This window comes from Ruegeria sp. BF12 (assembly GCF_056538705.1).
Genome location: NZ_JBQFTP010000010.1, coordinates 131,778 through 152,032 on the forward strand (window position 1 = coordinate 131,778; position 20,255 = coordinate 152,032).

The 20,255-nt window shown below is 58.9% G+C and carries 20 protein-coding genes and 1 riboswitch; of the genes, 6 read left to right on the top strand and 14 right to left on the bottom strand.

Features of this window, described 5'->3' with window-relative positions; all coding sequences use genetic code 11:
* Window positions 1-95 precede the first annotated feature (95 nt).
* The 7 genes from ACR0J0_RS16245 to pdxR all read right to left on the bottom strand — a co-directional run bounded on the left by ACR0J0_RS16245 (window position 96) and on the right by pdxR (window position 10,169).
* Entirely contained in the window at window positions 96-968 is an 873-nt protein-coding gene (locus tag ACR0J0_RS16245) for a dimethyl sulfoxide reductase anchor subunit family protein (RefSeq protein ID WP_480665195.1), read from the bottom strand.
* Window positions 968-1,717 (bottom strand): 4Fe-4S dicluster domain-containing protein, encoded by a 750-nt coding sequence (locus ACR0J0_RS16250; RefSeq protein ID WP_480665196.1) that lies wholly within the window; start codon window positions 1,715-1,717, stop codon window positions 968-970. The genes ACR0J0_RS16245 and ACR0J0_RS16250 overlap by 1 nt, the downstream gene beginning before the upstream one ends.
* A 91-nt stretch (window positions 1,718-1,808) precedes the next feature.
* A complete protein-coding gene (locus tag ACR0J0_RS16255) occupies window positions 1,809-4,628 on the bottom strand; it encodes a molybdopterin oxidoreductase family protein (RefSeq protein WP_480665197.1) in 2,820 nt (939 codons plus the stop codon).
* A gap of 24 nt (window positions 4,629-4,652) precedes the next feature.
* Window positions 4,653-5,684: a YeiH family protein gene (locus tag ACR0J0_RS16260; protein WP_480665198.1), complete on the bottom strand. Its 1,032-nt coding sequence runs from the start codon at window positions 5,682-5,684 to the stop codon at window positions 4,653-4,655.
* A gap of 96 nt (window positions 5,685-5,780) precedes the next feature.
* A complete protein-coding gene (gene pta, locus ACR0J0_RS16265; RefSeq protein WP_480665199.1) occupies window positions 5,781-6,800 on the bottom strand; it encodes a phosphate acetyltransferase in 1,020 nt (339 codons plus the stop codon).
* Window positions 6,801-6,804: 4 nt separating this feature from the next.
* Window positions 6,805-8,583: a sulfoacetaldehyde acetyltransferase gene (gene xsc / locus ACR0J0_RS16270; RefSeq protein ID WP_480665200.1), complete on the bottom strand. Its 1,779-nt coding sequence runs from the start codon at window positions 8,581-8,583 to the stop codon at window positions 6,805-6,807.
* A gap of 125 nt (window positions 8,584-8,708) precedes the next feature.
* On the bottom strand, window positions 8,709-10,169 hold the full coding sequence (gene pdxR / locus ACR0J0_RS16275; RefSeq protein WP_480665201.1) for a MocR-like pyridoxine biosynthesis transcription factor PdxR: 1,461 nt from the start codon (window positions 10,167-10,169) through the stop codon (window positions 8,709-8,711).
* Window positions 10,170-10,303: 134 nt separating this feature from the next.
* On the opposite strand from pdxR, the gene ACR0J0_RS16280 reads away from it, so the two are divergent.
* A complete protein-coding gene (locus ACR0J0_RS16280) occupies window positions 10,304-10,612 on the top strand; it encodes an ArsR/SmtB family transcription factor (protein ID WP_480665202.1) in 309 nt (102 codons plus the stop codon).
* Window positions 10,605-11,633 carry a permease gene (locus ACR0J0_RS16285; RefSeq protein ID WP_480665203.1) on the top strand — a complete coding sequence of 343 codons (1,029 nt, stop codon included), beginning with the start codon at window positions 10,605-10,607 and terminating at the stop codon, window positions 11,631-11,633. Before ACR0J0_RS16280 ends, ACR0J0_RS16285 begins: the two co-directional genes overlap by 8 nt.
* 38 nt (window positions 11,634-11,671) lie before the next feature.
* On the opposite strand, the gene ACR0J0_RS16290 is transcribed toward ACR0J0_RS16285, so the two are convergent.
* Both ACR0J0_RS16290 and ACR0J0_RS16295 read right to left on the bottom strand, forming a co-directional pair.
* Window positions 11,672-12,061: a hypothetical protein gene (locus ACR0J0_RS16290; protein WP_480665204.1), complete on the bottom strand. Its 390-nt coding sequence runs from the start codon at window positions 12,059-12,061 to the stop codon at window positions 11,672-11,674.
* Window positions 12,062-12,112: 51 nt separating this feature from the next.
* Entirely contained in the window at window positions 12,113-12,874 is a 762-nt protein-coding gene (locus tag ACR0J0_RS16295; RefSeq protein ID WP_480665205.1) for a DUF1013 domain-containing protein, read from the bottom strand.
* A gap of 130 nt (window positions 12,875-13,004) precedes the next feature.
* On the opposite strand from ACR0J0_RS16295, the gene ACR0J0_RS16300 reads away from it, so the two are divergent.
* Window positions 13,005-13,634 carry a ribonuclease T2 family protein gene (locus ACR0J0_RS16300; protein ID WP_480665206.1) on the top strand — a complete coding sequence of 210 codons (630 nt, stop codon included), beginning with the start codon at window positions 13,005-13,007 and terminating at the stop codon, window positions 13,632-13,634.
* Here the strand turns inward: ACR0J0_RS16300 and ACR0J0_RS16305 are convergent.
* Window positions 13,631-14,119 (bottom strand): hypothetical protein, encoded by a 489-nt coding sequence (locus ACR0J0_RS16305; RefSeq protein WP_480665207.1) that lies wholly within the window; start codon window positions 14,117-14,119, stop codon window positions 13,631-13,633. The two genes, ACR0J0_RS16300 and ACR0J0_RS16305, sit on opposite strands and share 4 nt — an antisense overlap.
* A 197-nt stretch (window positions 14,120-14,316) precedes the next feature.
* Here ACR0J0_RS16305 and ACR0J0_RS16310 point away from each other — a divergent pair, with 197 nt between their 5' ends.
* Window positions 14,317-14,814, top strand: a complete 498-nt coding sequence (locus ACR0J0_RS16310; protein WP_480665208.1) for a lactoylglutathione lyase family protein — start codon at window positions 14,317-14,319, stop codon at window positions 14,812-14,814.
* A 70-nt stretch (window positions 14,815-14,884) separates the two neighbouring features.
* Here ACR0J0_RS16310 and recR read toward each other — a convergent pair whose 3' ends face one another.
* From recR to ACR0J0_RS16325, 3 genes are all read right to left on the bottom strand, one after another.
* Window positions 14,885-15,478, bottom strand: a complete 594-nt coding sequence (recR, locus tag ACR0J0_RS16315) for a recombination mediator RecR (protein WP_480595491.1) — start codon at window positions 15,476-15,478, stop codon at window positions 14,885-14,887.
* A 64-nt stretch (window positions 15,479-15,542) separates the two neighbouring features.
* Window positions 15,543-15,887 carry a YbaB/EbfC family nucleoid-associated protein gene (locus ACR0J0_RS16320; RefSeq protein WP_480665209.1) on the bottom strand — a complete coding sequence of 115 codons (345 nt, stop codon included), beginning with the start codon at window positions 15,885-15,887 and terminating at the stop codon, window positions 15,543-15,545.
* A gap of 234 nt (window positions 15,888-16,121) precedes the next feature.
* Window positions 16,122-17,873 carry a DNA polymerase III subunit gamma/tau gene (locus ACR0J0_RS16325; protein WP_480665210.1) on the bottom strand — a complete coding sequence of 584 codons (1,752 nt, stop codon included), beginning with the start codon at window positions 17,871-17,873 and terminating at the stop codon, window positions 16,122-16,124.
* A 154-nt stretch (window positions 17,874-18,027) separates the two neighbouring features.
* Between ACR0J0_RS16325 and ACR0J0_RS16330 the strand changes: the two genes are divergently transcribed.
* Window positions 18,028-18,516: a protein-tyrosine phosphatase family protein gene (locus tag ACR0J0_RS16330; RefSeq protein ID WP_480665211.1), complete on the top strand. Its 489-nt coding sequence runs from the start codon at window positions 18,028-18,030 to the stop codon at window positions 18,514-18,516.
* Between the two features lie 16 nt (window positions 18,517-18,532).
* Here the strand turns inward: ACR0J0_RS16330 and ACR0J0_RS16335 are convergent, their stop codons facing one another.
* Complete coding sequence (locus tag ACR0J0_RS16335; RefSeq protein WP_480665212.1) at window positions 18,533-18,940, bottom strand: hypothetical protein; 408 nt, start codon at window positions 18,938-18,940, stop codon at window positions 18,533-18,535.
* An 84-nt stretch (window positions 18,941-19,024) separates the two neighbouring features.
* Window positions 19,025-19,244, bottom strand: a riboswitch (cobalamin riboswitch).
* 143 nt (window positions 19,245-19,387) lie between these two features.
* Here ACR0J0_RS16335 and ACR0J0_RS16340 point away from each other — a divergent pair.
* Entirely contained in the window at window positions 19,388-20,245 is an 858-nt protein-coding gene (locus ACR0J0_RS16340) for an alpha/beta hydrolase family protein (RefSeq protein WP_480665213.1), read from the top strand.
* Window positions 20,246-20,255: the final 10 nt, after the last annotated feature.

Genomic DNA, 20,255 nt, shown 5'->3' on the forward strand with positions numbered 1-20,255 from the left:
TCGGCGCCGCCTTTTTTTGTCGCGAATCCAGACTTCATCCGGCCCAAAATTCCTCGGGGGAGGTGCGGCTTGCCGCGGCGGGGGCAGAGCCCCCCTTAACGCTTGCCGTAATACAGCCCGACCACATGTTCGGCCTGCGCAAAGAACAACCAACGCGACGTTGCAACGCCGGCAAGGTGCGACGCGACCGCCAGCAGCGCAAAGAAATGGTTGAATGGCAAAAGCAGCAAGACAACCGGCAGCACAAACGCCAGCCCGAACGAGATGATCCTCAGCTTTTCTGCATGCTTACGCCCAACCACATGCACAAACTCACGCAGCAAATAGTTGGTGCCGGTATGGGGCGGCTCGAAGGCGCGAACCGCGCCGCGATTGCCCAGACCGGTTGCTGTTCCCAGATCCGTGCCGGACTCCTCCAACGCTTTGTCGCCCTTTTTCCAGTACAGAATCTGTACCAGCGCTGCGATCAGCAGCAACGGCAGCGCCGCGCGGGCCTGTCCGGCCAACAGCGCGCCACCCGCAAGGCTGAAGCTGAGGAACATGGCCGGTGTCAGGTTCATGTTCCAGCGCGGAATGGTCTTGAGCTGCGTGTAGATCATCGACGTTGTGAAGACCGTACCTAGCGAAAACAACGAGCCGATCCAGCCAAGTAAGCCCCAGCGTTGGCCCAGGAAAACAACGCCAATCGCATAAAATCCCATGACGATCAGGGCGATGACCGCACACCACCCCTCGCGGCTAAGCCAGCTCGAGCGCCACTGCGTGAAGGCCTTCAGCGCCCGTTCGGGGTGACCCAGGTGGAATGTGGACGCCAAAAGCCCGCCAACGGAAAGGGCGTAGGCGATGGCAAAAAAGACGAACGCAACCCAGCCCGAGACGTCAGGCAGGCCGAGGCCCAGAAAGAACAGGAGGCCAAAGCCGAGGCCCGACAAGGTGGTGAAGATGATTACGGATGGTGCTGGATGCATCAGAGCTTCTCCAAAGTCTTGTCCAGCCAGCCAAGAAACCCTTTGGGCTCTTCAGCGACCGGGGCCAGCAACGGTGCGAGTATGTCGATTTGGTCTTCGACATTATCCTTCGGCCGAGGCGGCAGGTACTTGTTGACGGGCTTGGTGCCCATTTCAGGCATCAGGTCCATGCCCTCACGTTCTGCGACCAGCTTGCTGACATCGCTGTTCGGGTCGCCCAGATCGCCAAAATGACGGGCACCGGCGGGGCAGGTACGCACGCAGGATGGAACACGATCCACCTCGGGCAGGTTTTCGTTGTAGATCCGGTCGACGCACAGGGTGCATTTCTTCATCACACCTTCGGCCTGATCCAGTTCACGCGCGCCATAGGGGCAGGACCACGCGCACAGGCCGCAACCGATGCAGTCGCTTTCATTGACCAGAACGATGCCATCTTCGACCCGCTTATAGCTGGCCCCGGTCGGGCAAACGGTGACGCATGGGGCGTCCTCGCAATGCAGACAGGATTTTGGAAAGTGGATCAGTTGGGCGTGACCTTCGGCGGGCTGCACCTCGTAGGAATGCACCCGGTTCAGGAACGTGCCCGACGGGTTCGCGCCATAGGCATCCTGATCGGACAGAGGAGCGCCGTAGTTTTCCGTGTTCCAGCCTTTGCATGAAATCACACAGGCATGGCAACCGACGCAGGTGTCCAGGTCGATGACCAGACCCATCTTGCGGTCAGTGGATGTGGGGAGCTGGGTCATGACTGCCTGGCCTCCGCGTTTGTGGTGAGGGCGGGCTGGGGCTCTGCCCCAGATCCCGAGGTATTTTGGGCCAGATGAAGTGCGGATGGGATCATTTGCCTACTTTCCATGCCAAATCCTTCGGTCCTTTTCCGACCGGAGATTTGATCGGTGCGAATTCCGGCTGGCTTTCCGCATCCGAAGGCGGCGCGGCCTTTTCGATTTTGACCTTGAGGTCGAACCACGCGGCCTGACCGGTGATCGGATCAGAGTTAGCCCAGCGCAGACCGTCGCCTTTGGGCGGCAGCAATTCGTGGATCAGGTGGTTCAGAAGGAAGCCCTTGGTGGCTTCGGGCGCGTCCTCTTGCAGGGCCCAGGCACCTTTGCGTTTGCCGATGGCGTTCCAGGTCCAGACGGTGTTTTCGTTCAGCGCTGCCATTTCCATGACCGGAACCGTAATCTCTCCATGCGGAGAGGTTACCTTGGCCCAATCGCCGTCCTGCAGGCCATTCTCGCGCATCAGCTTGGTCGGAACATAGAGCGGGTTGCGGCCGTGCAACTGACGCAGCCATGCGTTCTGGGTGCCCCAGCTGTGATACATCGCCATCGGGCGCTGGGTCAGTGCGTTGACGGTAAACCCTTCGTTCCCGGTCTGGTCGGTTTCGTACCAGATCGGCATCGGGTCCAAAGTTTCCTTGATCCGCTCGCGCAGATGCTCGGGCGGCTGACGCTCTCCGTGGCCTTCGGCGGCCAGCTGGAACTTGCGCATCGGTTCGGAATAGAGCTGGAACAGATAGGGCTGCGGGCTGTCATAGATGCCCATGCCGACTGCCCAATCCTGATAGGCTGTGTTCCAGGGTTTGTAGTAGTCCGCGCCTTCCGGGATATGGGCCACGAAGAAGCCGCCGTTTTCGATATAGCGGTTCAGTTGGTCCGGATTGACCTCACCACGGCCTTCCTTGTCACCATTCTCACCACGGAACCCGGCGAGGGGGCCGATGCCGGGTTTGCGTTCATGGTTGACGATGTAGTCCGCGTAATCCACCCATTTGGCGCTGCCATCGTCCTTGGTGAAGCCGGGCAATTCCAACCGGTTGGCCAGATCGATCAGCACCGACTGGAAGCCGCGCACGTCGCGGTCGGGCTCGATCACGGGCCAGCGGATGGCGTCCGCCGCTGCCTCAGCCTCGCAGATCGGACGGTCAAGCAGCGAGATACAATCGTGGCGCTCCAGATATGTGGTATCCGGCAGGATCAGGTCGGCATAAGCCACCATTTCCGAGCTATAAGCGTCGGAATAGATGATGTGCGGGATCACATAATCGCCGTTCTCATCCTTGTCCGTCAGCATTTCCATGACACCCTTGGTGTTCATGGTCGAGTTCCAGGACATGTTGGCCATGTACATGAACAGCGTGTCGATCTTGTAGGGATCGCCCGCATGTGCGTTCGAGATCACCATATGCATCAGCCCGTGGCTGGACATCGGATTTTCCCAAGTGAACGCCTTATCAATCCGCGCAGGGCTACCATCTGCCTTAAGTGCCAGATCCTCAGGTCCCTGGACAAAACCCAGATGCGGTCCGTCCAGCGGCGTATTCGGGGTCACCTTGCAGTGCGGTTTCGGGTGCGCCTCAACCGGCTTGGGATAGGGCGGTTTGAAACGGAAGCCGCCGGGAACTTCGACCGTGCCCAGCAGAATCTGCAGGACATGCAGCGCGCGGCAGGTCTGGAATCCGTTGGCATGGGCCGAGACACCGCGCATCGAGTGCATCGCGACCGGGCGACCGGTCATCTTGGTGTGTTTCTCACCGCGGAAGTCGGTCCATTCGTGATCCAGCTCGAACGCTTCGTCAAAGGCCACGCGGGCCAGCTCGCCTGCGATCGCGCGGATGCGCTTGGCTGGGATGCCACATTGATCGGCAACTTTCTCAGGCGCGTATTCGTCGCTGAGATAGCGTTCGGCCATCAAGTGGAAAACCGGGCGGTGGGTCACGCCATCCTTTTCATAAGTCGCCGACAGGTCAGGACGGACGCCGGGCTTGTCAAACGCCGTCAACTCGCCTGTGGCGCGGTCGATGACCAGTGGTTTACCGTCCTCATCCCGCAGGAACAGGCCCTTGGTCGGTCCCTCGGACGCGTCAATCAGAACCGGAGCGTTTGTGTAGCGGCTAAGGTAATCGAGATCGATTTTGCCCGCTTTCATCAGCACGTGGATCATCGACAGAATGAACAGGCCGTCGGTTCCTGGAGTGATCCCCACCCAATCATCCGCAACAGCGTTATAGCCCGAACGGATCGGGTTGACGCCAATCACCCGCGCACCGCGCGCCTTGATCTTGCCGATGCCCATCTTGATCGGGTTCGAGTCGTGATCTTCTGCCACGCCAAACAGCATGAACAGCTTGGTGTGGTCCCAGTCGGGCTGGCCGAATTCCCAGAACGCACCGCCCATTGTATAGATACCACCTGCGGCCATGTTTACGGAACAGAACCCGCCATGTGCTGCGTAGTTGCAGGTGCCGAAATTCTGCGCCCAGAAGCTGGTAAAGCTCTGGCTCTGGTCGCGACCGGTGAAGAACGCCAACTTCTCGGGGTTGTCCTCGCGGACCGGCTTCAGCCAACCGACCGCAATGTCCAGCGCTTCGTCCCAACTGATCTCTTCGAATTCACCCGACCCGCGCGGGCCGACCCGTTTGAGCGGCGCGCGCAGGCGTGACGGGGCGTTGACCTGCATGATCCCTGCCGATCCCTTGGCGCACAGAACGCCTTTGTTGACCGGGTGATCGCGATTGCCTTCGATATAGGCAACCTTGCCGTCTTTCATGTGCACATTGATCCCGCACCGGCAGGCGCACATGTAACACGTCGTTTTTCGAATCTCGTCCGATACTTCGGGCGATGTTTCGATCTGGGGTTGCTGGAACGTCATCTGGCCTCCCTTGTTGAACCTTTATCAGGACAATATTTTTATCCCTGCGAGTATCAGTCCTGCGATGAATGCTGTTTCCAGAACGATCAGGGCGATCGCTGCGCCGCCGACCGAAAGGATTTGTTTGAGATTGGTTTTCATTCCAACCGCTGCGATTGCCGTTAGCAACAGCCAGCGCGAAAACTGTCCAAGAAACTCGCCGACCTGGGCCGGAATCAATCCAAGTGAATTGACACCAGCCAGAATGAGGAAGGCGACGACAAACCCAGGCAGGATCGGAGGGCGTTTTCCATCTGCAGGCAGTTCCGCGAAGTTACGGATCATGATCGAGGCAACCAAAACGATGGGTGCCAGCATGGCGACGCGTATCAGCTTGACCAGAGTTGCGGTTTCACCGGCTGCATCAGAGATCGAGAAACCGGCACCGACAACTTGGGCGACGTCGTGAATCGTGCCGCCAAGAAATACACCCGCCTCCAACGGGCTGAGACCCAGCCTGTTGACGATGATCGGGTAGACGATCATCGCGATCGTCGACAAAACCGTAACGCCCAGAACCGTGAAAATCAGCCGTTCTTCGGACCTCTCGTCCCGAGGAAGAATTGCGCTGATCGCCATGGCCGCCGAAGCGCCGCAGATCCCAACGGAACCTGCCGTCAGCAGTGCGAACCGCCATTTGTGACCGAACAGCGGTGCGACGAGGAAACCAAATGCGATCGTTGCCAGCAGCCCGCCGATCACCAGCGCGATCAGTTGAGGACCAAGTCCGATCATCAAAACCATCGAAACCCGCACGCCCAGAAGGGCAACGCCCACCCGCAGCAGCGTTTTCGACGTGAAGGCAATCCCGGCAACGGCCTTACCTTCTTCGCTGAGAAATCCGACAGCAATTCCCAAAAGCAGAGCCAGCAGCATTGCCGGGGTAGCATAGTGATCCGCTAGGAACTGAGCGGTCACGGCAACAATTGCTGAGACCGCAATACCCGGAAACAGGTTTTTGATCGTTTCCGCAGAAACCAGATCGAAGGGATTACTTAGTTTTGGTTTTGCCAGCATCTGTCCGACGTTCTTTCTTGTTTCTTTTCCGTCATTTCCGGTGCGTTTACCTGGCGTTAGCAGGATGGAATTTGGACCAGTGCTTTGCTTGGTTTGTTAACTCTCGGATTGGGCGTTGTTATGTTCGGCTTGTACGGCAGTCACGGCGATCATGTGCAGGACATCCTCAGCGGAACATCCGCGCGACAGGTCGTTGGCCGGTTTTGCCAAACCCTGAAGGATCGGGCCTATTGCTTCGGCTCCGCCGATACGTTGGGCGATCTTGTAGCCCAGATTGCCGGCATCCAGATTGGGGAACACGAATACGTTTGCCTCTCCGTGCAGTGGAGAATCCTTGGCCTTTTTGGCAGCTACTTCGGGGACGAAGGCGGCGTCAAATTGAAGGTCGCCATCAATGAGCAGGTCAGGATCGGCTTTCTTCGCGATCTCAAGCGCATCGGTGACTTTGGTGACTTTCGGGTGATTAGCGCTGCCTTTTGTCGAAAAGGACAGCATCGCAACGCGGGGGGTCTCTTGCGTCAACGCATGGTAGGACGCCGCGGATGCCCGCGCGATCTCGGCCAGTTCCTGTTCGTTCGGATCAACGACCAGACCACAATCAGCGAAGATATGCGCGCCCCGCACCGAGTGGTGATCGCGGCAGTAGAGCATCAGGAAAAAGCTGGACACCATGGCCGAAGCAGGCGCTTTGCCGATGATCTGCAAAGCGGCGCGTACCGTGGCCGAGGTGGTTTCTACAGCTCCGCCGACGGTACCGTCAGCAATGCCCATGTGAACCAGCATCGCAGCATAGTTCAGGCGGTGTTTGATTTCTTCAGCGGCCTTTTCAGGCGTCATGCCCTTGTGCTTGCGCCGCTCGCAAAGCTCGGCTGCAAAGGCTTCGGCATGGGCGGAGTCAGACGGGTCGTGGATTTCGATGCCGTCGACATCCTGACCATCCTGTTCGGCCAGCAGGGCAGTGACTTTGGCTTTGTCGCCAACCAAGATGATGCGCGCGACACCTTCCTTGCGGGCTTTCAAAGCACCTTCAACAACACGTGGATCATCGCCCTCGGCGAGGGCGATGATCATGTCGGAGCTGCTGGCAGCTCCGAGAATTGTGCGCAGTGGCTTCACGCGCTTATGCTCCGGCCTGAGGCGTCATGTCTGCGTCAGAAACGCCGGCAACAGCGACAGGCTTCTTCATGGCGTCACGGCGGAAGGGTTCACCCAGTTCCTGGTTGATCAGAGCTTCGATCAGGGTGGTGGTGCCGTTCTTCTGGTCTTCGATCGCCTGGTTCAGCGCCGCGGTCAGCTCTTCCTGAGTGCGTGCAACGACGCCCTTCAGGCCACAAGCTTTGGCGATACCTGCATAGGAAACCTGAGTGTCCAGCTCGGTGCCGACGAAGTTGTCGTCAAACCACAGGGTCGAGTTACGCTTTTCCGCGCCCCACTGGTAGTTGCGGAAGACGATCTGTGTCACGGCCGGCCATTCCGAGCGGCCAATCGCGGTCAGTTCGTTCACAGCGATACCGAATGCACCGTCACCTGCGAAGCCGACTACCGGAACGTTCGGCTGGCCGATTTTCGCGCCAACGATGGCAGGCAGACCATAACCACAGGGGCCGAACAGGCCAGGTGCCAGGTACTTGCGGCCTTCTTCGAAGGACGGGTACGCGTTACCGATGGCGCAGTTGTTGCCGATGTCGGACGAGATGATCGCCTCTTTCGGCAGCGCGGCCTGGATTGCGCGCCATGCCATGCGGGGGCTCATCCAGTCAGGCTTGGCTGCACGTGCACGCTCGTTCCAGGTGGTGCCCGGATCGTCGTCCTCGTGGGTCATCGAGGTCAGTTCCTGCGCCCATGCGGATTTCTTCTGGGCGATGCGGTCCTTACGCTCCTGACGGCCTTCGTCACCGGCGGTGTCGCTCAGGCGGGACAAGATGCCATTGGCCACTTTGGCGGCGTCGCCGATGATGCCAACGCTGACGTCTTTGGTCAGACCAATGCGGTCAGGGTTGATGTCGACCTGAATGATCTTCGCGTTTGCGGGCCAGTAGTTGATGCCATAGCCGGGCAGGGTCGAGAACGGGTTCAGACGGGTGCCCAGAGCCAGAACAACGTCCGCTTCCGAGATCAGCTCCATACCGGCTTTCGAGCCGTTATAGCCCAGCGGGCCAGCGAACAGCGGGTGCGAACCGGGGAAGGCGTCGTTGTGCTGGTAGCCAACGCAGACCGGTGCATCCAGACGCTCGGCCAGGGCTTTCGAAGCTTCGATACCACCTTCGGCCAGAACAACACCAGCACCGTTCAGGATGACCGGATTCTTAGCGTTGGACAGCATTTCGGCAGCCGCAGCAACCGCATCTTCGCCACCCGAAGGACGCTCGAATTCAACGATCTTGGGCAGTTCGATGTCGATGACCTGAGTCCACATGTCACGCGGGATGTTCAGCTGAGCCGGCGCGCTGGCGCGCTTGGCGTTCATGATCACGCGGTTCAGAACTTCGGCAACACGCGAGGGATCGCGTACTTCTTCCTGGTAGGCAACGCAGTCTGCGAACATGCGCATCTGCTCCATCTCCTGGAAGCCGCCCTGACCAATGGTTTTGTTGGCCGCCTGCGGAGTGACCAGCAGTACCGGAGTGTGGTTCCAGTATGCGGTTTTTACGGCGGTGACGAAGTTGGTGATGCCGGGGCCGTTTTGCGCGATCATCATCGACATTTTGCCGGTTGCGCGGGTGTAGCCGTCAGCCATCATGCCGCCCGAACCTTCGTGGGCGCAGTCCCAGAATTTGATTCCAGCTTTCGGGAACAGGTCCGAAATTGGCATCATAGCCGAGCCGATGATACCGAACGCATGTTCGATACCGTGCATTTGCAGAACCTTAACAAAGGCCTCTTCAGTGGTCATTTTCATCTGAGTGTTCTCCGCACAATTGAAGAAAGGGGCAGGCACAATGCCCGCCTTTGCATAGGGTTTTGGCGCAAGGGGCGAACTGGCGTTAGGGCCAGAACGTTGGGCGGAATAGGTCCAGTACTGCGCTAGGCAGTCCGGATTGCGTCCGCGATCAGTTTCACGCCCGGTGCAATCTGGTCCTGTCCGATGGACGAGTATCCAAGGCGATAATAGTTGCGTGGACGGTCATGCCGGGCAAAGAAAGGGGCACCCGGTTCAATGTGCACACCTTGGCTTTGCAATGATCTGGACAGAATTGTGGTATCCACATGCTCGGGCGCTGACATCCACAGCGATGACCCACCCATAATGCCCCGTCCTGAAACAGTTAATCCATGCTGTTCGACGGCCGCGTCCAGTGCCTCGCGCCGCCGCGCCAGCGTTTTTGACATGCGCCGAATCTGGGCATCGTAGTGACCCAGTGAAAGGAAGTAGGCCGCGGTGCGCTGGATGTGGCCCGGCGGGTGGCGCAGGACCAGCGAGCGCAGGGCGCGTGCCTCGCGGATAAAGGGCTCGGACCCGACAATGTAGCCAAGGCGCAATCCGGGAAACAGAGACTTGGAAAAACTGCCCACGTAAATCACCCGCCCGTCCCGATCCATCGATTTTAAAGCAGGAGAGGGAGCGCCCAGAAAAGCCAATTCGAATTCGTAATCGTCTTCGACCACCATAGCGTCCAGTTCCCGCGCGCGTCTCAACAGCTCGCGCCGGCGCTCGATGGGCATGGTTGCGGTGGTTGGGCTTTGGTGACTGGGCGTCGTGAAGATGACGTCGGTTTCTTCCGGCAGCGCATCGGGCGGCAGGCCGTCCCGGTCAACGGCGAGCGGAGACACTTTGCAGTCGGAGTGATTCAGCAGATCCCGCAACGCGTAGTAGCTGGGGTCTTCGATCACGGCCGTGCGATTGCGGTTCAGCAGGATTCGCGATGCGAGCCACAGGGCGTTCTGCGCCCCCATTGTGATCAGAATCTCTTCCGGGCGTGCGGCGATTCCCCGGCGCGGCAGTGTGTGGCGGGCAATGAACTCGATCAGCAGGGGATCGTCCTGATCAACGTAATCGCCGGTCAGTGAGGCGAAATCCTTGTGGCCGAGCGCACGGACTGCACATAAACGCCAGTTTGCGTGGTCGAACAGCTTGCGGTCCGCCTGACCGTAGATGAACGGGTATCGATATTCGCGCCAGTTGCTGGGTTTGGAAAGAACGTCGCCGTCCGAAAACTTGCGCGCCAGAGCCGTGCCCCAGTCGACGTTTTCGTTTCCTTTCTGAACCGGAGAGTATTTCGGTGGAACGGGCGCATTTTGCGAAACGAAATACCCCGATCGCCCTTTGGCCGTCAGGTAATCATTGGCCAACAATTCTGTATAAGCCAGCGTAACTGTGATGCGGCTGACGCCCAGATGCGCCGCCAGTTTGCGGGACGAGGGCAGCTTTTCCCCAATGTGGAACCGGCCAGATAAAATACCTTCGGCGATCATCTGCTGGATCTGTGCCTGCAGCGTGCCTTGTCCGTTCAGCTCAAGAAAGAATGTGTCGACCGATATTCCCATAGGGCCTTATAGGGTGGACTTAAATTGAGAGCAATCTGGACTTAATCGCAGTTCGATATTTCGTGAACAAAGCTGTTGACCTGAAAACACGACTCACCTAAATAACTAGAAATCTAGTTTAATGGAGTAAGCGGATGTGGGAAACAGCTGCAGCAGGCTTTTCGGCCATGGGCTCTGAGGCCCGGCTAAAGGTTCTGAAAACACTGGTAAGGGCCGGGCAGGCGGGATTGACCGTGGGTGAAATCCAGAACCGCACCGGTATCGCGCCGTCGACCTTGGCCCATCACCTGCGGTTCCTGGCCGCCGGTGGCGTCGTCGAGCAAGAGAAAATCGGACGCGCCACCATCAATCGCGCGAATTACGACGAGTTGAGATCCCTTGCCCAATTCATCCTCAGCGAATGCTGCGCGGACGAAATCGGAAAGGCCGCGAACGATGGCTGAGCTGACACAAAACCCAAGGGCGCCGGCAAAGGTGGCCGTTGGCCTGATCAAAACCCCTTGGGCGGTGATTGTGGTCATTCTGGCCCTTGTCGCCGTTCTCGACCCCGGCAACTGGGGAGAGGTCGTTACCTTTGCCGGTAAGGCGCTTGCCCATACCGGCCAATACATTCTGTTTGCCGTCCTTTTGCTATCCTACCTCAAGGCGACAGGTGCCGAGGTGATGGTGGCCCGTGCATTCGAAGGGCGCGAGACGCGGATGATCTTTCTGGCAGCCGTTTTTGGAGGGCTCGCCCCGTTCTGTTCCTGCGAAGTCATACCGTTTATTGCCGGATTGCTGGCGCTTGGCGCGCCGCTGTCTGCCGTCATGGCGTTCTGGCTCAGCTCACCCCTGATCGACCCACCGACGCTGCTGATCACTGCGGGCGCCTTGGGTTGGCCGTTTGCAATCGGTAAAGCCATCGCTGCTGTTGCGCTGGGTCTGTTCGGCGGCTTTGTTGTTCGCGCTTTGATGCGGAGCGGTGCTTTTGCCCAGCCATTGCGCGAATACAAACCGGCTGGATGCGGTTGCGGTCCCAAACAGGACGGCAAAGCGGTCTGGAAGTTCTGGCAGGAACCCGAACGCCGTCAGCGGTTCCGGTCCGAGTTCGTCCATAACGGCCTGTTCCTGCTGAAATGGCTGGCGCTGGCCTACGTGCTCGAGGCGCTGCTGGTCAGCTACGTCCCCGCCGATCTGATCGCGCGCGTTGTTGGCGGCGAAGGTGTCGTGCCCATTGTCATCGCGGCACTGGTCGGGATGCCCGCCTACCTGAACTCCTACGTCGCACCGCCTTTGCTGGCAGGCTTGACCGAACAGGGGATGAGCGCAGGTGCCGCTATGTCCTTCATGGTCGCCGGCGCAGTCAGTTCGATCCCAGCGATGGCAGCCGTCTGGTCGCTGGTGAAGCCGCGGGTCTTCGCGACCTATCTGGGGCTTGGGATTACCGGAGCCATCATCGCAGGCATCCTGTTCCAGATGGTCTGAACTGGAAACCGCCCGGTGTTGAAGCCGGGCGGTTTTCCTTAACTGGTTTCGCAGTAGCGCGGCAGTTTGAACCGATATCGCGCTTCGCCACTGTCCACGTAGACACGCTTTTCGATACAGGCTGTTGTACCAACCGATTGCGAAATTGGTGCCTCAGTCGAAGTCACCGAAGTCGCGGACCCGTCCGGCAACCGGACCGACGCGATTACACCGTTCTTGAGGTCACCATTTATCGGCGTGGCTGACAGGACATCGACCGTCATGAAGGCTTGGTGCTCGTGCTCTCCGCTGTCGCTGAAGATCAGCAATCCAGTTGCAATAGCGATCAGGCCGACGCCGCCTATCAGAGGTAGGCCCCAGGTCTTTACGAAGGCATAGATCGAAACGGCGCGATGCGGTCCAAACAGTGTGGATAGGACGTTCAGCATGGTCTTCTCATGAAAAAGCCCCGGTTCGTTCAGGCCGGGGCTGTCTATGCCTTAGGGGCGCAGATCGTCTTCGTCTTCGTCCTCAGCACCGCCTTTAGGCAGGTTGAAGAAGCTGTCTGCATCGATGACCGGCTCGTCTTCTCTCTCATCCGCAGGCTCGTCGGACAACGAGAAGGTTTCCAGACCTTCAATGGCCGTCGGGATCTTGGGTGCTGCGTCCATCTCCAGCGACTGCTCGGTCGAAACCAGCTTGCGGCGCTCGTCATCGCTCATGACGCCGCCTTCGGCTGCTTTCTTGGCTGCCGCCTTCTGAACGATGGCGTCCAACTCGGACTGTTTGCACAGGCCCAGCGCAACCGGATCGATTGGCTGCATGTTGGAGATGTTCCAGTGGGTGCGCTCGCGGATCGACTGGATAGTTGGCTTGGTGGTGCCCACCAGCTTGGCAATCTGACCGTCGCTGAGTTCCGGGTGGAATTTGACCAGCCACAGGATCGAGTTCGGGCGGTCCTGACGTTTCGACAGCGGGGTATACCGTGGACCACGCCGCTTTTCCTCGCCGGTCGCGGCCGGGTTGAACTTGAGCTTCAGCTTGTGCAGCGGGTTGCCCTGCGCGGCATCGATCTCTTCCTGAGTCAGCTGGTTATTGGCAATCGGGTCGAACCCTTTGACGCCAGCGGCCACATCGCCGTCGGCGATGCCTTGCACTTCCAACTCGTGCATGCCCACGAAATCCGCGATCTGCTTGAAGCTGATCGTGGTGTTGTCCACCAGCCATACGGCTGTTGCCTTGGCCATAAGCGGTTTTGCCATCAGCCCGTCTCCTATAAATACATCTATCCCGTCGCCGGAATTCGGCGGCCCCGTTGTCTTGGGGCAGGTTTCCGTTGTCGGGGAACTTGCGGTCTATATAGTCGCGCAAAGGCAAGAAGGGAAGAGGCGAATGCGCTGGGTGATACTGTGGATTCTGAGCGCCGTTGCAGCGCTTGCTGATGGCGAAAAGGCGGGTGAGTTCGACTATTACGTTTTGTCACTCAGCTGGTCGCCCAACTGGTGCGCCCGCGAAGGCGACGCGCGCGGGTCGGACCAATGCGATGCGCGCCATGACCACGGGTGGATTTTGCATGGGTTGTGGCCTCAGTATCATCAGGGCTGGCCCGCGTTTTGCCGAACATCTGAAGCACCGCCAACGCGTCGCATGACGCGCGAAATGACCGATATTCAGGGCAGTTCCGGATTGGCGTGGCACCAATGGAAGAAGCACGGAACCTGTTCGGGCCTCAGTGCGCCCGACTATTACGCGCTGTCCCGGCAGGCGTATGAGGGCGTCGAGCGCCCTCAGGTGTTCCGCAGGCTGGACGCTTCGGTCAAATTACCCGCATCGGTCGTCGAGGAAGCCTTTTTGAAAGCCAACCCGGGACTTGAGCGAGACATGATTACCGTCACGTGCAAGCAGGGCTATATCGAGGAAGTGCGCCTGTGCCTGTCGCGCGGCCTTGAACCTGTCCCCTGTGGCCGAGACGTGCTCCGCGATTGTACGGCCAAAGACGCGCTGTTCGATCCGATTCGTTAGAGTTTCTTGTTCTGGCACTCGCGTGCATACTCCAGCGCTTTGGCCGTGCCTTTCAGATCGATTGCCATCACCGTCTCACCGGCGGGGTTGTAGACCGTCATGGTCTTGTTCTGCGCAATCGCGTTAACGAAGCTGCGGTCGGTAAAGAACACCGTTGCCCCCGGCACATCGCGCCGATTGAAGCCAATCGCTGTTGCATCATAACTCTTGCCGTCCAGATCGAACCGGATCGGGTAACTCTCACCCTGTTTAATATCGCCCCAGGCCTTGTTGTAGACGGCGAAATACCCGCGATCGTCCAGCGCATCATAGCCCAACCGCACAACCGAGAGGTCCTGATACACAGTCTGGATCAGGCACCCGTTGCCAAGCGCAGGGTCCATCATGATGTTCCAGCCTTCGACAAAGCCCTTGTCGATGAGCTCCTGCGAAAAAGCGGCAGTGGCTGTAAAGGCGGCAAACGTGATTGCGAAAAGGCGTTTCATAACTGTTCCCAAATTCAAATGGATAAGGTCACAGCCATAGTACACGCCGCGTGCAGGAGGCAAAGACCATTCTCGGCTGATGCGGTCGCGAAAGGGGACCTATATGCATGGCGGAACCCGGCTATGCCTCGCCGGGCAGGCGCTTGAAACTCGGCTGTGGCACAATAGTTTTCGCTCCATAAATTAAGGAGCGAGCCATGCCGCAACATCCAAGAACATTCTCTCACATCGGATTGTCCGTCCCAAACGTTGACGAGGCTGTAAAGTTCTATTCCGAAATCCTCGGCTTTTACGTAATCATGCCGCCAACGGACGTGGTAGAGGATGATACGGATATCGGTGTCATGTGCACTGATGTGTTTGGTCCGGAATGGAAAAAACTACGTATTGCGCATCTCGCGACGGCTGATCGCATCGGGTTCGAACTTTTCGAGTTTCACGGGAATTATGTACCGGAAAACAATATCGACTTTCGGCAGAATGGTACGTTCCATTTTTGCGTCCAGGACCCGGATGTCGAAGGTCTGGTAGAAAAAATCGTGGCAGCGGGCGGCAAACAACGGATGCCGATCCGATACTATTATCCCGGAGAGAAACCCTATCGTATGGTCTACGTTGAAGACCCTTTTGGCATCGTCTTCGAGATTTACAGTCATTCTTATGAATTGACCTATTCGTCGGGCGCTTACACCTAACAAATAGAAGAGAGACTGGTGTGCAACCGGAAGAGGCGGAAGCGTTCCCGTTGTTGTCGTATTGCAATGCTCAGAGCTCTTTTCTTGCCCTCAACGCTGCCGTAATCGTCCCGTCATCCAGATAATCCAGCTCTCCGCCGATCGGCACACCCTGGGCCAGTGAGGTAAGGCGGACCTGCCCCTCCAGTTGGTCGGCGATGTAGTGGGCGGTGGTTTGGCCATCGACGGTGGCGTTCAGGGCGAGGATGATCTCGGTGATCCCCTCGGCTGTCACACGATCTTTCAGGCGAGGGATGCGCAGTTCGTCCGGTCCGACTCCGTCCAGCGCCGACAAAGTCCCACCCAGAACGTGATAGCGGCCTTTGAAAACACCGGCCCGCTCCATCGCCCAGAGGTCGGCGACGTCCTCGACCACGCACAGCTCTCCGGTCGCGCGGGCCTCGCTGTCGCAGATGTCGCAGATATCGGTGGTGCCGACGTTGCCGCAGTTCAGGCATTCGCGGGCGGTGACGGCAACCTGCTGCATTGCGTCCGACAGGGGTGTCAGCAGCAGGGCGCGTTTGCGGATCAGGTGCAGTACGGCGCGGCGGGCCGAGCGGGGGCCGAGGCCCGGCAACTTGGCCATCAGGTCGATCAGATTGTCGATGTCGCTGTTCGAACTCACTGCGCGTGCTCCTGCAAAAGGGCCGGGCTTGAGCGCCCGGCCTTTGGGTCGTCAGGAGTTTCTATCAGAACGGCAGCTTGATGTCTTTCGGCAAACCCATGCTTTCGGTCAGCTTTGCCATTTCTTCCTGCGAGCGTTCGGTCGCTTTGGTCTGCGCGTCCTTGATGGCGGCCAGAATCAGATCTTCGACCACTTCTTTGTCGTCGCCGTTAAAGATCGACGGGTCGATATCCAGACCTTTCAGCTCGCCTTTTGCCGTGGCGGTGGCTTTGACCAGACCTGCACCGGATTCGCCGACAACCATGATGTTGTTCAGTTCTTCCTGCATGTCGGTCATCTTGGTCTGCAAATCTTGCGCGGATTTCATCATCTTGGCCATATCGCCCAGACCGCCGAGTCCTTTGAGCATTGCTTTTCTCCTGCAAATCGGTTTGTCGCCTAAATACGAGGGCTGTCGGCATGGTACAAGGGGAGAGGTTCTCCCGCCGATCGTCAAGGTCTTTGGCAAGACCTTTCCTCCCGTTGGGCCCGGCAGCGCGCACTCTGCCCGCGCTGCCGGGCCCAAGGCTGCCTAGGGTGATCGGCGCAAGCTGAGCGCCCGTGGCGGTCGCTGGAGGATTTCGGGTTGCGGAACGGGTGCGATTCAGTCTTCTTCGAACGGATCCCATTCGTCTTCGACCTCGGGCAGGGCTTCGGTTTCAACCTTTGCCGCGCGTTGTTCCGGGGTTTCGATCCGTTTGATCCGCGCCTTTGGAAAATGAGCCAAAACGGCTTGTACCAAGGGATGCTGCTTCGCCTCTTCTTTTAGTGCCAGTTCGCCTGCATCCCTAACTTCCGCGATTGTCGCAGCGTCACCATCCGATACGATCGACACGGCCCACCGGTTGCCAGTCCAGCGTTGCAGCGCCGAACCCATTCTCTGCGCAAGGTCCGTAGGAGCCTTATCCGTAGGGGTGAATTCAATCCGTCCAGGTTGATAGGATACAAGACGCACGCCGTTTTCGACTTCGACCAGTAGTTTCACGTCCCGGTTTGTGCGGATCAGTTCGACCACGTGTTCGAATGTGGGATAGCGCGCCAGAGCCGTTTGGATATCTTGCGCCAGAGCTGCCGTTGGCGCACCCGCAGGCCCGCGTTGCGCGGAAACATAGGATGAAGGCGTGGCTTGGACTGGTGCATGAGACGGCTCGGACACTCCGCCACCTGGACCTCCATTCGGTGGGGGCGGTGGTGCATCCTGCAGCCGTTTGATCAACTCTTCGGGGCTGGGCAGATCAGCCACGTGGGTCAAACGAATGATGGCCATCTCTGCGGCCATCATCGCGTTTGGCGCGGCAGAGACCTCTTCGAGCGCTTTCAGCAGCATCTGCCACATCCGCGTCAACACGCGCATCGGCAGAGCCTCGGCCATTTGCTGCCCTCGTGCCCGTTCGTCGGGCGACACGGTCGGGTCTTCGGCTGCATCGGGCGTGATTTTGACGACGGATACCCAATGGGTGATTTCTGCCAGATCGCGCAGCACAGCCAGTGGATCGGCACCTTCGGCATATTGACCGCTCAACTCTGTCAATGCCGCTGCCGCATCGCCGCGCAGGATCATGTCCATCAGGTCCAGCACCCGGCCGCGGTCGGCAAGCCCAAGCATTGCGCGGACCTGATCGGCGCTCGTTTCTCCAGCCCCATGCGAGATCGCCTGATCCAGCAGCGAGGTCGCGTCGCGCGCCGAGCCTTCGGCCGCACGGGTGATCAGCGCCAGCGCGTCCTCTGCGATCTGGGCGCCTTCGGCGGCAGCGATCTTGATCAAAAGACCGATCATGTCCTCAGGCTCGATCCGGCGCAGGTCAAACCGTTGACAGCGCGACAGAACCGTCACAGGGACTTTTCGGATTTCGGTCGTCGCGAAAATGAACTTCACATGCTCGGGCGGTTCCTCAAGCGTCTTGAGCAGCGCGTTAAACGCACTGGTCGAGAGCATATGGACCTCATCGATGATGTAGATCTTGTAGCGTGCGCTCGCCGCGCGATATCGAACGCTGTCGATTATTTCGCGGATATCATTCACGCCAGTCCGGCTGGCGGCGTCCATCTCCATGACGTCGACATGGCGACCTTCCATGATGGCCACGCAATGCTCGCACTGGCCGCAAGGTTCGGTCGTTGGTTTGCCGTCGCCATCGGGGCCGATGCAATTCATGCCTTTGGCAATTATCCGGGCCGTAGTGGTCTTACCCGTGCCGCGAATACCGGTCATGATGAAGGCTTGCGCAATCCGATCCGCCTCGAACGCGTTTTTCAGCGTGCGCACCATTGCGTCCTGTCCAACCAGATCGGCAAAGGTTTCGGGGCGGTACTTGCGCGCAAGAACCTGATAGGCGGGGCTGGGCGTTTCGGTCATGTCTGCTCTGTCGGATTCGTGTCAAGAATGCAGCGTAGAGACCCGCGCCGCCCGCGTCCACAGGAGGCTGCGAGGAATTTCGGTTTGGACTGTATCGGTAGGCGCGATAAACCCCTTTAGGGTCGGGTGGCCGTTGGCAGAAGGAACGTAAGTCTTGGCGGTTTTTGCAATCCACGCGCTGCGGGTTGGTTCGGGAACTTTGGCGCTGTCCCCTTTGCCTGGCAGTGGCGGTGGGTATGCAGACGATCTGAGCGCGATACACGATTGGAGCCCCAATCTGGTGATTTCCATGACGACCAAGGTCGAAATGCAGCAAGCCGGGGCAGGTGCCTTTGGGCAGGACATTCAATCCGGGTCTGCGGTCTGGCTGCACCTGCCGGTTGAAGATTTCGGAGCGCCGCCACCGGAAATCGCAGCCCTTTGGCCCAAGGCCAGCGCATCTGCCCGACAGGTTTTGTCGGATGGCGGACGTGTTCTGGTGCACTGCCGGGGCGGCTGCGGGCGGTCGGGTATGGTTGCCCTCAGACTTATGGTCGAAAGCGGCGAAGTCCCGAATCACGCACTCAGCCGGTTGCGCTCTGCCCGACCTTGTGCGGTGGAAACGGACCAACAGATGGCCTGGGCCATGAAGCCGGTCCAGTGAGATCGGTGAGCCTAGATCAGGCCGTGGCTTGCTGAACGATCTGATGCGAGGGGCGCGGCGCAAGGGCCGATGCCTGAAGCATGGCGCAGGGTAAAGTGGTCAAGAATCCGGTGGGCAGTGAGGCGAAATCAGAGCCAAACATCATATCGGCGTAGTCATCCAGCTTGTCGGCCGAGTCATTCGTGTTTGCCCCACAATAGACCCTGATCCGGGTTGGGCTGGCCCGAAACCGTGCCGTGCAGCCCTCGCCGCAATGGGTCAGTTCGCTCGAGCCATCCATCTCGAATTCGCTGGAGGTTACCGGGCCTGCGGTCGCCATCGCTTCGGCAATAGCGCGGGCCATTCGGGCCAGTGCGGGGCAGGTTTTGCCTGTCCTTTGGCACAGGGTGGCAGAAAATTCGTGTGTCGTTGTATTCCAGATCATAATGCGCCCTCCGCGCGATGGACGGGGGACGTGGAACAGGTGTCTCAGCAAACTGAAGACCTGCCCGGACACCCCGCCCGAGTTTCGGTTTTTCGTTCGATGGCAGGTCTCCTGACTTGCGGGTCGTTGCTTTGCCGACCTTCCCAGCCTTTCGGCCAGTGGTGTTTCGGCATTGCTCACCGCTTACAGTTGCGGGGGCAGTCGCGGCCTTGGTCCGTTCCGGCAATGCCGGGCTGGACCGCACCGTGTTCCCTTTTCATCCCGCCCCAATATGAGGACGAGAACCATCACGTCATCGCTAGCGGTTGTCGGTGGCTTGAGTCAAGCAGGCTCTTGCTGCCGCTCGAAACGGACGCGTGGTCACTTTGGAAATCTATTGACTTTGATTTGCGAAAAGCGCCGATTGCAACAGGTGAACCAAACAGTTCAGATGCTTGCGAGGGCGCTATGTTGGACAACACTCCGACCGTATTGACCGAAGATTTCAAGGTTGAAGCTGGTTCGGCCAGCTTGTCGGCGCGGTTATACAGGCCTGCTGCTACGCCGGACGTGGCGGTTGTGATCCACGGCGCCACGGGGGTGCCGCGCGACTATTATCAACATTTTGCGCAGTGGCTGGCGGCGGAACAGGGCATGGCCTGCTTGACCTATGACTATCGTGACTTCGGTCATTCGCTGACCGCGCGGCTGCGCGATTCGAAAGCTACGATGGCCGATTGGGCCCTTATCGACATGCCTGCGGCCCGGGCCGAAATGCGGCGCAGATTCCCGGCTGCGCAGCAGTGGAGCATTGGCCATTCGGTTGGTGGAATGCTGGGGCCGCTACAGCCGGATATCGAACAGATCGACCGAATGATCTGCGTCTGTTCCGGGTTGGTCACGTTATCTGATCACCCGTGGCCGTACCGCGCGCTGGCGACGATGTTCTGGTATGGTCATCCGCCATTGCTGGTCAAGACATTGGGATACTTGCCGGGCAAGGCGCTGGGTTTTGGTTCAGACTTGCCTGCAAGCGTTTACTGGCAATGGCGTAAATGGTGCACCGATCCGCTGAACTATGTGCCGGACATTGGTCAAAGCCTGCCAGACGCCAGATGGGCCGCGTCGGAAACACCCGTTGATCTATTTACAATGGACGATGATCAAGTGGTACCTCCAAACGCGGTTTGGCGACTTGCCGATCTATACGGACCTATGGCGCGCAGACATCAGCTGTCGCCGAAGGAGTTCGGCTTGACCGAGGTTGGCCACATCGGCGCGTTTGCGCGCCGAAATGCGGCCGTCTGGCCTCGATTGATTGCCTGAAACAGCAGCA